Origin of the sequence: Bosea sp. PAMC 26642 (assembly GCF_001562255.1) — a bacterium.
Lineage (GTDB): Bacteria > Pseudomonadota > Alphaproteobacteria > Rhizobiales > Beijerinckiaceae > Allobosea.
Map to the genome: position 1 here is coordinate 4,881,200 of NZ_CP014301.1, position 15,570 is coordinate 4,896,769.

The 15,570-nt window shown below is 66.1% G+C and carries 15 protein-coding genes; 10 read left to right on the forward strand and 5 right to left on the reverse strand.

All coding sequences use genetic code 11. The annotated features are described in order from the left end of the window. The first annotated feature begins 318 nt into the window (after positions 1–318). Genes AXW83_RS23400 through AXW83_RS23410 form a run of 3 tightly spaced genes read left to right on the forward strand, consistent with a single transcriptional unit; the run spans position 319 to position 2,921 of the window. Complete coding sequence (locus AXW83_RS23400) at positions 319–525, forward strand: hypothetical protein (protein WP_066618017.1); 207 nt, start codon at positions 319–321, stop codon at positions 523–525. Beyond that, complete coding sequence (locus AXW83_RS23405; RefSeq protein ID WP_066618019.1) at positions 522–1,955, forward strand: amidase; 1,434 nt, start codon at positions 522–524, stop codon at positions 1,953–1,955. The genes AXW83_RS23400 and AXW83_RS23405 overlap by 4 nt, the downstream gene beginning before the upstream one ends. Before the next feature lie 39 nt (positions 1,956–1,994). Beyond that, the gene (locus AXW83_RS23410) at positions 1,995–2,921 is read left to right on the forward strand and encodes an aminoglycoside phosphotransferase family protein (RefSeq protein WP_066618022.1); all 927 of its coding nucleotides are present in this window, start codon (positions 1,995–1,997) and stop codon (positions 2,919–2,921) included. A gap of 15 nt (positions 2,922–2,936) precedes the next feature. Here AXW83_RS23410 and AXW83_RS23415 read toward each other — a convergent pair whose 3' ends face one another. From AXW83_RS23415 to AXW83_RS23435, 5 genes are read right to left on the reverse strand one after another with little or no spacing between them, the layout of a single operon-like run. Beyond that, entirely contained in the window at positions 2,937–3,716 is a 780-nt protein-coding gene (locus AXW83_RS23415) for an SDR family NAD(P)-dependent oxidoreductase (RefSeq protein WP_066618025.1), read from the reverse strand. A 1-nt stretch (position 3,717) separates the two neighbouring features. Then, a complete protein-coding gene (locus AXW83_RS23420) occupies positions 3,718–4,689 on the reverse strand; it encodes an acetamidase/formamidase family protein (RefSeq protein ID WP_066618028.1) in 972 nt (323 codons plus the stop codon). Between the two features lie 48 nt (positions 4,690–4,737). Next, on the reverse strand, positions 4,738–5,847 hold the full coding sequence (locus AXW83_RS23425; RefSeq protein ID WP_066618031.1) for a DMT family transporter: 1,110 nt from the start codon (positions 5,845–5,847) through the stop codon (positions 4,738–4,740). A 37-nt stretch (positions 5,848–5,884) separates the two neighbouring features. Further along, positions 5,885–7,318: an amidase gene (locus AXW83_RS23430; RefSeq protein WP_210179623.1), complete on the reverse strand. Its 1,434-nt coding sequence runs from the start codon at positions 7,316–7,318 to the stop codon at positions 5,885–5,887. 1 nt (position 7,319) lies between these two features. Next, positions 7,320–7,529 carry a hypothetical protein gene (locus tag AXW83_RS23435; protein WP_156640339.1) on the reverse strand — a complete coding sequence of 70 codons (210 nt, stop codon included), beginning with the start codon at positions 7,527–7,529 and terminating at the stop codon, positions 7,320–7,322. 382 nt (positions 7,530–7,911) lie between these two features. Here AXW83_RS23435 and AXW83_RS23440 point away from each other — a divergent pair, with 382 nt between their 5' ends. From AXW83_RS23440 to AXW83_RS23470, 7 genes are all read left to right on the forward strand, one after another. Then, positions 7,912–8,619 (forward strand): isochorismatase family protein, encoded by a 708-nt coding sequence (locus AXW83_RS23440; RefSeq protein ID WP_066618035.1) that lies wholly within the window; start codon positions 7,912–7,914, stop codon positions 8,617–8,619. Positions 8,620–9,036: 417 nt separating this feature from the next. Next, on the forward strand, positions 9,037–10,656 hold the full coding sequence (locus AXW83_RS23445) for an ABC transporter substrate-binding protein (protein WP_066618036.1): 1,620 nt from the start codon (positions 9,037–9,039) through the stop codon (positions 10,654–10,656). Positions 10,657–10,758: 102 nt separating this feature from the next. After that, positions 10,759–11,715, forward strand: a complete 957-nt coding sequence (locus AXW83_RS23450) for an ABC transporter permease (RefSeq protein WP_066618038.1) — start codon at positions 10,759–10,761, stop codon at positions 11,713–11,715. 10 nt (positions 11,716–11,725) lie between these two features. After that, positions 11,726–12,628 (forward strand): ABC transporter permease, encoded by a 903-nt coding sequence (locus AXW83_RS23455; RefSeq protein WP_066618040.1) that lies wholly within the window; start codon positions 11,726–11,728, stop codon positions 12,626–12,628. Between the two features lie 104 nt (positions 12,629–12,732). Continuing rightward, positions 12,733–13,782 (forward strand): ABC transporter ATP-binding protein, encoded by a 1,050-nt coding sequence (locus AXW83_RS23460; RefSeq protein WP_236841988.1) that lies wholly within the window; start codon positions 12,733–12,735, stop codon positions 13,780–13,782. 10 nt (positions 13,783–13,792) lie between these two features. Beyond that, positions 13,793–14,827 (forward strand): ABC transporter ATP-binding protein, encoded by a 1,035-nt coding sequence (locus tag AXW83_RS23465; protein WP_066618044.1) that lies wholly within the window; start codon positions 13,793–13,795, stop codon positions 14,825–14,827. A gap of 20 nt (positions 14,828–14,847) precedes the next feature. Continuing rightward, complete coding sequence (locus tag AXW83_RS23470) at positions 14,848–15,558, forward strand: isochorismatase family protein (RefSeq protein ID WP_066618050.1); 711 nt, start codon at positions 14,848–14,850, stop codon at positions 15,556–15,558. Positions 15,559–15,570: the final 12 nt, after the last annotated feature.

The following is a 15,570-nucleotide window of genomic DNA, read 5'->3' on the forward strand; positions in this document are numbered from 1 at the left end:
TCGTGGCCCTCGGAAGCTACACCACCATCAGGGACACGACCAAGGGACCCAGACATTGCGCAGCGAGTTCAGGTCGAAGTCTCCGGTGTGCAAAGCCCATCGCTGTTTCCGAAACGGTGACGACCGAGAAGAACCTTTGGCCTCGCTACAACGGCGGCGAGGGATTGCGCCACGAGGTTAGGCTCGCCAAGACCAGATAGAGCGCGATAGACGGCAATGTATACAAATTAGCCCCAAAAGGTCGTCTTGCGCCGGATCGGCACGCGCTTTGCATGCAATTCTGTGTCGTCCGTGAACGGTTGCAGAGAGGAGATAAGCATGCAGACCCCGCTGCGGGAGATCGTGGCCGTCCAGGCTCGAACCTGGTCAGGCATTGAGCAGCCCAACGAGGCTGCCGGCATCATGGCTGATGCGATGAGCCCCACCATCGAGGGTTTCGCGGCGTTGCGAGGCCAACTCGCCTTTGAGGACGAGCCGTCGAGCTTCGAGGCCGCGCTCCAGGCGACGAAGGAGCCGCAACCATGAACGCTCAGGCGAAAAGCTCGCTGCTGCATCTGTCGCTGACCGATGCCGCCGATGCGCTCAAGGACGGGGCGGTCACCGCAGTCGAACTCACCACCGCCGCACTCGAAGCCTTCACGCGCGTCGACGAGGTGATCAACTCGGCGATCTGGCTCGAGGGCGCGGCCGCGCTGGAGGCGGCGGAGACACTCGACAAGAAGCGGAAGTCGGGCGCCACGCTCGGGCCGCTGCACGGCCTGCCCCTGGCCCACAAGGACATGTACTACAAGGCCGGCAAGCTCTCTACCTGCGGCTCGGCGATCCGCAAGGATTTCCGCCCGAGCTACACCGCAACCGTGATGGAGAGGCTGGAAGACGCCGGCTCCGTCACACTCGGCGGGCTGAACATGGCCGAGTTCGCGCAGAACCCGACCGGCCACAACCAGCATTACGGCCATTGCCGCAATCCCTGGCATCCCGATTACTGCACCGGCGGCTCCTCTTCCGGCTCGGGAGCTGCGGTCGCGGCGCGGCTGATCTATGGCGCGCTGGGCTCGGACACCGGCGGCTCGATCCGACTTCCGGCTGCGATCTGCGGCGTTACCGGAATCAAGGCGACGCAAACCCGCGTTTCGCGCCACGGCGTGATGCCGCTCTCCTTTTCGGCCGACAATGTTGGGCCTTTGACCCAGACGGCCCGCGATGCCGCCCGTTTCCTCGGCGTGATCGCCGGCCACGACCCGAAGGACGCGACCTCGGCCTCCGAGCCCGTGCCCGACTATGAGGCAGCCCTGACCGGCGACATCAGGGGCATGCGCATCGGCGTTCCGACCAACTACTTCTTCGACGGGATCGATCCCGAAGTGCAGGCTGCCTTCGACGCCGTGGTCGCGGTGCTGCAGGCGCGCGGCGCCGTCATCGCGCCTGTCACGATACCCCATATGGATGCGGTCGCGACTTATGGCGGCATCGTCTCACGCGTCGAGGGCGGCACGATCCATGCCCAATGGATGCGCCAGCGCCCGCAAGACTATGCCGTGCATCTAAGCGGCAGGCTCTATCCCTCACAGGGCATTCCCGGCACCTATTATCTCGAGGCACTGGCTCGGCGCGGCGCGATCCTGAAGGCGGTGGCGGCCACGGTCTTCGGCGTTTGCGACGCCTTCATCACGCCGACCCTGCGCATGAAGGTGCCGACGCTGCTGGCGACCGACATCGATGCCGGCACGCCGGGCGCGATCGAGACGTTCCAAGACGTCTCGATCAACACCAGACCGATCAACTATCTCGGCCTGCCCTCGGTCAGCGTGCCCTGCGGGCTCGATTCGAACGGCCTGCCGATCGGTTTTCAGATCCAGGGCCGCCCCTTCGCCGAGGCGCGCGTGCTCAAGATCGCCGACGCCTATCAGCGCGATACGGACTGGCACCGCCGCTTGCCCCCCAACGTGTCCTGACGCGATGAAGCCGGCATAAACCACGGACCGTCATCCGCAATGAGCGCGACCAGGCTGCATGCCGACGAGGTGGCGATCGACGCCGCACTCGCCGGCCGCCTGGTCGCCAGCCAATTTCCCGCCTGGCGCGACCTGGCCCTGACGCGCATCGCATCGGGCGGCACCGACAACGCCATCTTCCGCCTCGGCGAAGAGTTCTGCGTGCGCATGCCGCGCTACCCCGCGGCTGCGGCGCTGGTCGGCAGGGAAAAGCTATGGCTGTCGCGGCTGGCGCCGCAACTGCCGCTCGCCATCCCCACGCCGCTCGCCATGGGCTCGCCCGGCGAAGGCTATCCGTTTTCCTGGTCGATCTGCCGCTGGATCGCCGGCGAGGATGCGATGACGGGCAGGCTGTCCGACGGTGGCGCAGCGGCGCGGACGCTGGCGGGCTTCATCGCGGCGCTCCGGGCGATCGACGCGTCGGGCGGACCGCCATGCGGAGACGCGAATTTCGAGCGCGGCGTGCCGCTCGCGCAACGTGACCGGCGCGTTAGGGAAGCCATCGCTTTGCTGCCGGAAGACATCGATGCTTGCGCCGTCGCGCGGGCCTGGGAGGAGGCGCTCGCCGCCCCGCTCTGGCCTGACGCGCCGGCCTGGCTGCATGGCGACATCCATCCCGGCAACCTGATCCTGCGCGACGGTGCGATCGTCGCGGTGATCGATTTCGGCTGTGTCGGCATCGGCGACCCGGCCTGCGACCTGCAGCCGGCCTGGACCCTTTTTTCCGCGGCCGAACGCGCGATCTTCCGCGCGCATCTTGCGCCGGACGAGGCGAGCTGGGTACGGGGGAGGGGCTGGGCCTTGTCCGTCGCGGTGATCGCGCTGCCCTACTATACGGGGAGGAATCCGGTGATCGTCGGCATGGCGCGCCGCGCGATCGATCAGATCCTGCTCGATCGCGGCTTGTCGGCATGCCGCGCCTCCTGATTGTCAGGCTCGGCTCTACCGGATCGACGGCCTGCGCTGGCCGCCATCGACATGGATGTCGGCCGCATTGATACCGGCGGCGCGGGGCGAGACGACGAAGGCGATCGCGTCGGCGATCTCGTGGACTGAGCCTAGCCGTCTCCCCGGAAAATCCTCCGCCTCGAATTTCGCGAAATCCTCGGGGCGCTCGGCTTTGGTCCGTTCCCAGCCGCCGCCTGGAAAGATGGTCGAGCCCGGCGAGACCGCGTTGACGCGGATGCCCTGTGGTCCCAGTTCCCAGGCGAGCGAGCGAGCGGCATGGATCAGCCCGGCCTTGGCGGCGGCATATTGTGCGCCGCGCGTCGCCGGCGCGCGACCCGAAATCGAAGCGACGAAGACCGCATTGGCGATCTCGCTTTGGGCCAGAGCGGGCGTCGCCGCACGCAGCGCCGCGATCGAATGGCCGACATTGAACCGGAAGGTCTTCTCCCAATCCGCATCGCTGGCATTCGCCAGTTCGCGCTCGCCGAAACTGCCTCCGGCAGTGGCGATCAGGATGTCGAGCTCGTCATAGGCGGAGATTGTCTCCGCGACGGCGCGCGCGGCATCCTCTGCCAGCGTGAAATCGGCCTGGATGGTGACGACCTCGCCGCCAGCCGCCCTGATCTCGGCGGCCGCGGCGGCCAGGGTGTCGGCGCCGCGCGCCGCGATGGCGAGCCTGACGCCTTCGCCTGCAAGGACGAGTGCGGTCGCCTTGCCGATGCCGCGGCTGCCGCCAGTGATCAGCGCGATCCTACCCCTGAGGCCCAGATCCATCTCAGGCGGCCTTCTGCGCGAGGAGTGTCTTGGGCGCGAGGAGCTTCTTGGCGAGCATGCAGTGGATTCCCTTGGAGCCGTTGACCGTCTGCGTCACGCGCAGATCGGCGGCGATCGAGCACAGCGTATAGGCATCCTCGCGCGACAGGCCCGCCACCTCGCCGATCAGCACGATCATGTCGCGCAGCGCCATCTCGGCGCAGCGGTCGAGGTCGGGATCCATGCCCATGGTCAGGTAATGCGTCGGCGTCTCGGCGCGCGGATAGTTAAAGGAGAGATCCTCGCGCAGGATGAAGGTGAAACGACCTTGCAGAGCCGTTTCGATCGCCGTGACGCAGACCTCGCCGTCGCCCTGCGCCGCATGGCCGTCGCCGCAGGAGAACAGCCCGCCCTCGACGAAGACCGGCAGGAAGATCGTTGCACCCGCGACCATTTCCTTGTTGTCGAGATTGCCGCCGAAGGCGCGCGGCACGATCGAGGTCACTCGTCCCCAGGCGGGCGGCGGCGCCGTGCCCATCACCCCGAAGAAGGGCGCGAGCTGCAGCTCAAGGCCCCAAGGCAGCTTGCCGGTCTTCGCATTGAGGTCGAGCGGGATGTGCAGCAGGCGGACATCGTGGAAGTCGCTCTGCAGCGTGCCGGCGAGCGGGCGGATGACGTTGTAACCCCAGTCCTGCCGGAGCTGGACATCCTCGATCCGCACCTCCAGCACATGGCCGGGCCTGGCGCCCTCGACCGCGACGGGACCGGTCAGGATGTGCCCCGGCAAGGTTTTCTCGGCATGGGCGTGGACGTCGGCGATCTCGGGCGGGGTCATGAAACCGGCATCGGCCTTGGGATGTACCTCGGGCGCGCCGGTCACGGTGTCGACAGTCACAGTGTCGCCGCTTGCGATGGTGAGCTTCGGCTTGAGCGCCGCATCGAAGAAGCCCCAATGGCAGGTCGCGCCGCTGGCTTTGAGGTGATGATGGGTCATGCGTCGTCGTCCGGTTCGGGGGGCGGGTGTGGTCAGGCAGAAGTTTCGTCAGGCATGCGTGTTGTCGGGCAGGCGCGCGACGGCCAAACGGCGCGCGCCGGCATTATGGCGCATCGTATAGACCGTGCCGCCGGCGACCAGCGCGGCGCCGACGATGGTCACGAGGTTCGGAATTTCGGCGAAGACCAGATAACCGCTCGCGGTCGCAAGAAGCAGGCGGACGAAATCGAGCGGAGCCAAGGCGGACGCTTCGCCCATCTGATAGGCGCGGGTGACGAGCCACTGCCCGGCCGTGCCGACGACGCCGATCCCGATCATCAGCGCCCATTCGTTCGGGGTCGGGTGCGTCCACAGAAAGAGGGCGGGCCCGCCGAGCGCGATCAGCACGACGGCACCCTGCCAGAACAGGATCGTCTCCGTCTTCTCGGTATGACCGAGCACGCGCACCGAGATCGTGATACCGGCCCCGAACAGCGCTCCGAGAATGGCGAGCAGCGCATAGCCGTTCATCGCCTCGCCCGTCGGCCGCAGCATGATGACGACGCCGGCGAACCCGAGCGCCATGGCGATCCAGCGCCGTCGGTCGACGACCTCGCCAAGGATGACGATGGCGAGCAGCGTGACGAACAGCACCTGCGCGAAGCCCAGCGCCGTGGCCTCCGCCATCGGCAGGTAGATCAGCGCCGTGAAGCCGCAGAGCATGGCGCCGAGCGAGAACATCCCCCGCAGGAATTGCAGTCCCGGACGGCTGGTGTGCATGATCCGAGGCAGGGCACGCCCGACCACCAGACCGAGGATCAGCGTCATCACCAACTGGCGGACAATCAGGATCTGCGCCAGCGGCACGCGCCCGCCGGCCAGCTTGATAAGCGTCATCATCACCGCGAAGGCGGCGAAGGCGGCGATCATCAACAGCGAGCCGCGCATGTTGGGCGTTGCCGCGCACCACCAGCCATGGGCGCGCTGCAGATGGCGCGGCCGTGCCGCAGGCAATGCGTTCGCCGCCGCCGGCAGGGCGGTCGCAGCCAGGATGGATGCGGCCGCCGCGAGGCTTTCCAAAGACGGCCCCGCGAGATCGGGGTCGGTGCCGGCCATCTCGGGCGACGCCTCATCGCCCATGTCGGCGGCGACGCACCCGTCGGCATAATCCTCGCTCATGGTCCCTCCGGACCGGGACGATCGCTCCGAAAGTCGCTCACGCCGCCTGCCTGAGCGCGGCCGTGGCCGGTCTGATGCCGGTGAGTGCCAGCGCACGCTCCAGGCTCGCCCCGACACGAAGAACCATCGGCTCGTCGAAGGGGCGCCCGACGATCTGCACCGAGAGCGGGAGGCCCGACGCCGAGAACCCCGCCGGCATCGATATGGCCGGGTTCCCCGTCACGTTGAACGGCATGGTCTGGATCGGCCAGTTGGGCGGGAAGGCATCCGACATACTGTCGAAGCGTGCCGCCGGCGCCAGCGCCGAGGCGCAAAGGATCACGTCGTACTGTTTCAGCAATTGGTGGTTGACCGCCACCGCCAGTTCCCGGCGCAGGCGATAGGCCTGGGTCAGGTCGGCGCCGCTGGTCAGCGCGCCGAGGATCATCCGGGTGAAGGTCAGCCTGCCGAAATCGAGCGGCCGCTCGCGGTAGTCCTTCTCATGGATGGCGAAGGCCTCCGAGAACATGATCACTCGCCCGACCGCGTTGAACAGTTCGTAATCGGGGATCGTCACCTCCTCGACGATGGCCCCCGCCTTGGCGAGAAGGTTTGCCGCGTTGTCGATGGCCGCGACGACCTCCGGAGAGACGCCCTCTGCTTCGGCGAAGAAGTGTCGGGGCAGCGCGATCTTGAGGCCGCTCACATCCCCCTCCAGCCCGCTCCGGAAATCCGGCTTCGGCACATCGGCGCTGGCCGGATCGAGCGGATCATGGCCGGTGATGACCTCCATGGTGAGGGCGGCATCCTCGACGGTCCAGCTCAGAGGGCCGCAATGATCGAGCGTGTAGGAGAGCGGGAAGACGCCGCGCCGGGACACCAGCCCGTAAGTCGGCTTCAGCCCGACCGTGCCGCAATAGGCGGCCGGCCCGCGGATCGAGCCGCCCGTGTCGGAGCCCATCGCCATGCGGCACAGCCCCGCCGCCACGGCCGCACCGGATCCCGAGGACGAGCCGCCCGGGATATGCTCGGGGTTCCAGGGGTTGCGGGCCGGCGGAAACGGCAGATCGAAGCTCGGGCCGCCCAGGGCGAATTCGTGCGTCGAGAGCTTGCCAAGCAGCACGCCGCCGCCGGCTTTCAACTTCTCGGCCACGACGGAATCGGCCGCAGGCACATTGTCGACCAGGAGCTTGGAGTGGCAGGTCGTGCGGATGCCGGCCGTATCGTAGATGTCCTTCAGCCCATAGGGCACGCCCTGCATCGGACCGGCATCGATGCCCGCCTTGAAAGCGGCGTCGGCGGCCTCGGCATCGGCCAGCGCCCGCTCGGCGGTGACCGTGATGAAGCTGTTCAGCGCGCCGTCCAGCGCCGCGATTCGCGCCAGCGCATCCTGCGCGAGCGTGCTCGCAGTCACCTGGCCTGAGCGCAGGGCCGCGCCGGTCTCGGCGATGGAGAGTTCATGCAGGGGCTTGGTCATAGCTGTCGCGGACATGTCAGACCCCTTTCATCAGGGTGACGAGGGAGAAGGTGTTGGACGGCTCCGCGGCGGCTGTGCGGGGCTGGCGCAGCAGCGCACACATGCGCTTGAGGTCCCCGTAGCCGGAGAGGACGGCCTCCATCCGGTCCGCCGGGACCGCCACTTCGGCGCGCCGCAGCAGCACGTCCAGCTCGAGCTTCAGATCGGTCGCGCTCGTCTCGCCCATCGCCCTGTCCCCTGTTCCGCTTTTGTCAGCCCGAGCGATGCAACCGTCATGCCATTTCCGCATCATTGTATCCAATAAGGCCAAGCATCGGGTCCCCAGGCGGCGGCAATTCTCCTGCCGGCCTGCGGGCGCCGGCGGTGACTGAGTGCGCGCGAGCCCAATAAAGCGGCGCTCCTGTCTCGGCCTATTAGGCGCAGAAGCCGCTCATCTCGGCGCTCTGGCCTCGTGTCGGAGCGAGGCGACTATTTTGACGGCAGTGCTGCATTGAATACAATCAGGCGGATTTGGCATGGGCCTTGCTGTGATGGGGGGCTATCGTCGGCGCGGCCCGAGGCGGGCCCTGCGTCAGCGCGACCCTCTTCCCGTCGATCAGGAGCGTCCCATGCATACCATCGCAATCCCGGAATACGTTCTCCAGCGCGTCGTCGAGCGGCGCGGCAAGGTCAGACTGTTCGAGACGCTCGATCCGGCGCGGACAGCGCTGATCGTGGTCGATCTCCAGAACGGCTTCATGGCGCCGGGCCAGCCCGCCGAAATCGCATATGCCCGCGAGATCGTGCCCAACGTCAACCGGATCGGGCGGGCGCTCAGGGCGGCCGGCGGCGTTGTCGTCTACATCCAGAACACGATCACCGAAGAGACGCAGGCGCAGTGGTGCGTCTGGTTCGACAACTTCACCAAGGGCGACTTCAAGCAGCGCATGATCGCCGCCTTCGCGCGCGGTAGCTTCGGCCATGCGATCTATCCGGAACTCGAGGTCCTGCCCGAGGACTGGACGGTCGAGAAGCAGCGCTTCGGCGCATTCGTCGAGGGCTCGTCGATGCTCCATGCGCAATTGCAGGAGCGGGGCGTCGACACGCTGATCGTCGTCGGCACCGCCACGAATGTCTGCTGCGAGTCGACCGCGCGCGACGCGATGATGATGAACTACAAGGTCGTCTTCGTGTCGGACGCCAATGCCTGTCGAACGGATGAGGAGCACAACGCGACGCTCGGCAACATCCTGGCGCTCTTCGGGGACGTCCAGTCGACCGACGAGGTGATTGCCACGATCGGCGCCGGCACCGCGGTGCTGCAGGCGGCCGAGTGAACGACTCCGCTCGTTCTAAAGACATAAGGCCGCGCCCGCGAGGGTGCGGTCTTTTCCGTGGAAAAAGCCCGCGGACATCCGAGCGCTCGCCCCCCGAGGCGAAACATTGTGCATTGCAGTATCGGATTGGCGGCAGGGAAGCCAGCCCAGCGTCTTGGTCGCCGCGGATGGCTTAATTGTGTGCAATAGAGCCTGTTATCATCGGGATGGCGCCGCATCACAGAATGCCTCGCGCGCCGAAAACGGCAAGGAAGTCGATTTCAACGCCCTAGAATGCGCTCATTGACTCCGATCCCGACTTCCGCGCGGAGCAGGGGTCATGCTGCATTGGACACAATCGAGCCGGCTTGGCACGGCCCTTGCTAAAATTACCCGGTACGCCGCTCACGACCTCATCGCATCCCGGAGGGAGCCTGCATGCCTCACCACCCGACCACATTTCGTTCGCACGCCGCTCGCTTCGCCGCCGGCATCGCCCTGGCGTTTGGGGCCGCAGCCCTATCCTCCATCGCTCCCGCACAGGCCCAGACCACGCTGCGCGTCGCGATGACGGCAGGCGACATCCCGGATGTGACCGGGCAGCCCGACCAGGGCTTCGAGGGCTACCGCTTCGTCGGCTACACGCTCTACGACTCGCTGATCCTGTGGGATCTTTCCCGCTCCGACGTCGAGGCGTCGCTGACGCCGGGTCTCGCCACCAAATGGACGATCGACCCCAAAGACAGCCGGCGCTGGATCTTCGATCTCCGCAAAGACGTGAAATTTCACGACGGTTCGGACTTCAACGCCGAGGCCGTGCTCTGGAACATCTCGCGCCTGACCGACGACAAGGTCCCGCATTTCAACGCCAAGCAATATGCGGCGATGCGCACGCGCACGGTCAACATCGACCGTGCCGAGAAGATCGACGACCACACTATTGCGATCATCACCAAGGAACCGGACTCGCTCTTCTACATCCAGATGAGCTTCTGGATGATGATCTCTAAGGCGCAGTTCGAGAAGGCGGGCTCCTATGAAAAATACGCCCAGATGCCCTCGGGCACCGGACCCTACCGCTTCGCCGGCATGGTGCCGCGCGAACGGCTGGAGCTGAGCCGCAACGAGACCTACTGGAACCCCAAGCGCATTCCCAAGCACGACCGGCTCGTGCTGCAGCCGATGCCGGAGGCGACGACGCGCGCCGCTGCGCTCCTATCCGGCCAAGTCGATTTCATCGAGGCGCCCTCGCCAGACACGATCGCACGGCTAAAGTCGTCGGGCATGCAGGTCATTACCCTGCCTTATCCGCACAATTGGCACTACCAGTTCAACTTCGTCGATGGTCCGTTCAAGGACAAGCGCGTGCGCCAGGCCGCGAACTACGCGATGGACCGTGGTGAAATGGTCGAGATGCTCAACGGGCTGGCCCAGGAGGGTTATGCGACCGTGCCACCGAGCTCGCCCTATTTTGGCAAGCCGGTCCTTTACAAGCTCGACCAGAAGAAGGCGACCGCGCTGCTCAAGGAGGCCAAGTGCCACCCCTGCGAGGTCACGCTGGCGATCTCGACCTCGGGCTCGGGCCAGATGCAGCCACTGCCGATGAACGAACTGGTCAAGGCCCAGCTCGAGGCCGTCGGCTTCAAGGTCAAGCTCGAGGTGATGGACTGGAACGCCCTGCTCGACGTCACCTTCAAGGGGCGCGAGAAGTTCCCCGCCTATCACGCCGTCAATGTCAGCCGCGCCACGCAGGATCCGTTTTCCGGGATCTTCCGCTTCGCTATGCGCAAGCAATGGGCGCCCGCCGGCGGCAATTGGGGCCATTACGAGAGCCCCGAGATCGAGAAGCTGATCACGGACATCTACAACACCTTCGACCAGACGAAGCGCGACGCGATGATCATCCGCGTCCATGAGATCATGAACGACGACGCTGCCATGCTCTTCGTCACCCATGACCTGAATCCCCGTGCGCTCTCGCCCAAGGTCAAGGGCTTCGTCCAGGCCCAGAGCTGGTTCCAGGACCTGACGCCGATCACCGTCGGCACCACGAACTGATCTGCGACCAGACGTGGCCTGTGGCCCCCGCGCCGCAGGCCACCCGATCCCCCATAGCCCCGATTGCGACCCAGAGCTGACGCGACCCAAGGGAGAACTTCCATGTGGCACTACATCGCCCGGCGCATCGTCTACGCGATCCCGATCGCCATCGGCGTCACGGTCTTCTGCTTCGCGCTGGTCTTCTTGGCGCCGGGCAACCCGGTCCAGATGCTGCTTCCCGCCGATGCCAGCCAGGAGGTCGTCGACCTCATCATGAAGACCTATGGCTTCGACCGGCCGCTGCCGGTCCAGTACTGGACCTGGCTGATGCGCGCCGTCGTGGGTGATCTCGGCGTCTCGATCCAGTCCAATCGGCCGGTGATCGACGAGGTGCTGCGCGCGCTCGGCAACACCGTCTTCCTATCCTTCGGCGCGGTGATGCTGGCTTTCAGCATCGCTTTCGTGCTCGGCACGCTGGCCGCCTATTACCGGGGCAGCGCGACCGACCGCGGCGTCACCGCCCTGTCGATCGTCGGCGTCTCGATTCCGAACTACTGGCTCGGCATCGTGCTGGTCATCATCTTCGCAGTCGAGCTCAACTGGCTGCCTGCGACCGGAATGGGCCCAGGCGGCTCGGAAACCTTCGATCTCTTCAACTGGTCCCATTTCAAGCACGTCATCCTGCCGATCATCACGCTGTGCATGGTGCCGGTCGGGATGATCACCCGCACCACCCGTTCCGCGGTGTCCGAGGTGCTGGGCAACGAATTCGTCAACACGCTGCGCGCCAAGGGGCTCGGCGAACTCGCGGTGATCCGGCACGCGCTCAAGAACGCCATGCCGCAGATCCTGGCCGTGATGGGGCTGCAGTTCGGCTACCTGATGGGCGGCTCGATCCTGGTCGAGACGATCTTCAACTGGCCGGGGACGGGATTCCTGCTCAACAAGGCGATCCTGACGCGTGACATCCCCGTGCTGCAGGGCACGATCCTGATCCTCGCTCTCGTTTTCGTCTTTACCAACCTCGTGATCGACCTCTTCCAGACAGCGGTCGACCCGCGCATCAAGCGTTCCTGAGGAGGCGATCATGACCGATTTCACCACAGCCACTCGCCTCCTCGTCGCCGCGGAAGAGGCCCCAGCCACCAAGGTCCGCGGCTACTGGCAGAATGTCGCCTACAGGCTGCGCTACGACTACGTCACGCTCGCCTTCGGCGTCGTGATCATCCTCATTGTGGCGATGGCGATCTTCGCGCCCTGGATCGCGCCGAAGGACCCCTACAAGACCTCGATGGCCTTCCGCCTCCGGCCGATCGGCTTCCGCGACTTCTATCTCGGCACAGACGAACTCGGCCGCGACATCCTCTCGCGCCTGATCCATGGCGGGCGCATGTCGCTGCTTATGGGGGTGGTGCCGGTGGTATTCGCCACGCTGATCGGCGGCTTCCTCGGCGTGCTCGCCGGCTTCATCGGCGGCAAGCTGAACATGGCGATCATGCGCACGATGGACGTCTTCTACGCCTTCCCCTCGATCCTGCTGGCGGTCGCGATCTCCGGCGCGATGGGCGGCGGCATGGCCAATGGCATGGTGGCACTGACGCTGGTCTTCATCCCGCCGCTCTGCCGCATCTCGGAAACCGCGACCACCCAGGTCCGCGGGCTCGATTTCGTCGAGGCGGCGCGGGCCTCCGGCGGCTCGACCCGCTCGATCATCGCCACGCATATTCTCGGCAATGTGCTCGGCCCGATCTTCATCTACGCGTCGGGTCTGGTCTCGGTGTCGATCCTGATCGCCTCGGGCCTCTCCTTCCTCGGCCTCGGCGTCGAGCCGCCGCACCCCGACTGGGGCCTGATGCTCTCGACCTTGCGTCAGTCCATCTATGTCAACCCGATCGTCTGCGCGCTTCCGGGCGTGATGATCTTCGTCACCTCCCTCGCCTTCAACATGGTCAGCGACGGGCTGCGCCAGGCGATGGATGTGAGACTGTGAAAGGGTCCGTCATGTCCACGACAGAAGCACAGCTATCCCGCCCGCCGCAGCTCGCGAGCGTGCCCGAGGGTGACATCCGCGACCGCGGCGGCCCCTCCCAGCCGATGCTGATCGTCTCCGATCTGAAGAAGCATTTCGCGATCAAGGGGGGCATGCTCAACCGGACGCAGGGGCATGTCCGGGCGGTCGACGGCGTTTCCTTCACGGTGCTCAAGGGCGAGACGCTGGGCGTGGTCGGCGAGTCCGGCTGCGGCAAGTCCACCCTGGCGCGGTTGCTGATGCATCTCATCCCCTATGACGAGGGCGAGGTCCTGTTCGACGGCGAAGCCATCGGCGGGGTGCGCGGCCTGACCATGAAAGAGTTCCGGCGCGCCATGCAGATGGTGTTCCAGGACAGCTATTCCTCGCTCAACCCGCGTCTGCCGGTCGAGGAATCGATCGCCTATGGTCCGCGGGTCCATGGCGCCCCGACAGAGAAGGCCAGGGAGATCGCCCGCGAACTCCTCACCAAGGTCGGGCTCAAGCCCGATCTCTTCGCCCAGCGCTACCCGCATGAACTGTCGGGTGGCCAGAAGCAGCGCGTCAACATCGCGCGCGCTCTGGCGCTGGAACCGCGGCTGCTGATCCTCGACGAGGCGGTGTCGGCGCTCGACAAATCGGTCGAGGCGCAAGTGCTGAACCTGCTGCGCCAGCTCAAGCGCCATTTCAACCTGACTTATGTCTTCATCAGCCACGATCTCGACGTGGTGCAGTACATCTCCGACCGCGTGCTGGTGATGTATCTCGGCGAGATCGTCGAGATCGGGCCGGTGGATGCGATCTACGAGCACCCCAAGCACCCCTATACCCGCGCGCTCCTGGCATCGCGGCTCTCCTTCGATCCAGCCGAGCGCGTCCACGAGGCGCCGCTCACCGGCGACCCGCCCAACCCGATCAACCCGCCGTCCGGCTGCCGCTTCCGCACCCGTTGCCCGATGGCGGAAAGCGTCTGTGCCGAGACATCCCCCCGGCTCAACGGCGCCGTCTCGGCCGAAAAGCATGTCGCCGCCTGCCATGTCCAGAACCCGGGGTCGGGCCACAGCCTCGCGGGCAAGGCGCCGATGCTGGTCGCCAAGCCCAGGGTCGGTGCTGCGGCGCTGGCTGCGACAGCGTGAGGAGCAAGCCATGACGATAGCCACAGCGCCATCCATCGTTCCCGGCCCCGTCGCACTCGCCGCGGTTCGGCCACTGGTCGAGGTCGAGAACCTCTCGGTGAAGTTCGTCAGCCGCGAGGCCACGGTCTCTGCGGTGAACGGAGTGTCCTTCTCGATTCAGCCGGGCGAGGTGCTCTGCATCATCGGCGAGTCCGGCTCCGGCAAATCCGTGACGATGCGCGCCCTGATGCGGCTCCTGCCGAAGGGAAAGGCCAGGATCGGCGGCCAGATGCGGGTCGGCGACCACGACATCATGAGCCTGAGCGACAAGGAGCTGACGCAGATCCGCGGCTCCACCATCTCGATGATCTTCCAGGAGCCGATGACGGCGCTCGACCCAGTCTACACGATCGGCCACCAGATCGCCGAAACCGTCGTCAAGCATGAGGGCTGTTCCTATGCCGACGGGCTGAAGCGCGGGCTGGAACTGCTCGAATTCGTCAAGGTTCCCTCGCCCGAGCGTCGCCTGAAGGCCTATCCGCATGAACTCTCCGGCGGCCTGCGACAGCGCGCCATGATCGCGATGGCCTTGTCCTGCCGGCCGCAACTGCTGCTGGCCGACGAGCCGACGACCGCGCTCGACGCGACCGTGCAGATCCAGGTGCTGGTCCTGCTGCGCAAGCTCCAGCGCGACATGGGCATGAGCGTCATCTTCGTCACGCATGATCTCGGCGTCGCGGCCCAGATCGCCGATCGCGTCGCGGTGATGTATGCCGGCCGCGTCGTCGAATCCGGGCCGGTGCGCGACGTGCTGATGAACCCGCAGCACCCCTATACCCGCGGCATGCTTGCATCCTCCGTCCATGGCAGCGCGCGCGGCGTCGATATCGAGGCGATCCCCGGCTCGCCGCCCGATATGCGCCGCCTGCCGCCGGGCTGCAGCTTCGCGCCCCGCTGCAAATTCGCCGAAGACGCTTGCCGCGCGGCCAGTCCGCCGGAAACATCGCCCGCGGCCGACCGCACGGTCTGCTGCTTCAAGGTCGGCTCGCCCGCCCTGTCCTCCTGACCCCGATTAGGGAGCGTCCCATGCACAAGGTCGAGATTCCCGCCTATGTCACGCAGCATGTCCTGGCCCGACGCGGCGTCGAGTACGTCTATGCCGATCTCGATCCCGCGCGCACCGCGCTGATCGTCGTCGATCTGCAGAACGGCTTCATGATGCCCGGCGTCGCCCATGCGCTCTGCGACACGGCCCGCGAGATCGTGCCCAACGTCAATCTGATCGCCGACGCCGTGCGTCGCACCGGCGGCAAGGTGTTCTGGATCAAGAACACCCATGACGAGAGCTGCCTGACGTCCTGGTCCCATCTCCACGAGAACCTGACCCGACCCGAGCGGCGGGCGGCGCGTGTCGAATCCATGTCGGCTGGCAAGAAGGGCCATGAGCTTTGGGCAGACCTGGAGGTCAGGCCGGAGGATGAGATCGTTCAGAAGACCCGGTTCAGCGCCTTCATCCAGGGTTCGTCCGACCTCGAGGCGCGGCTGCGCGCGCAAGGCTACGACACGCTCATCATCACCGGGACCGTGACGAATGTCTGCTGCGAGTCCACCGCCCGCGACGCCATGATGCTGAACTTCAAGACGATCATGGTCACCGACGGCAGCGCCGCCAATTCCGACGCCGAGCACAACGCCTCGCTGATCGCCTTCTACCTGACCTTTGGGGACATCATGGACACGCAGATGCTCATCGGCTGTCTTGAAAAGAACGCCCGATTCCGCGAGGCGGCCGAGTAGCCGGAGCGCTAC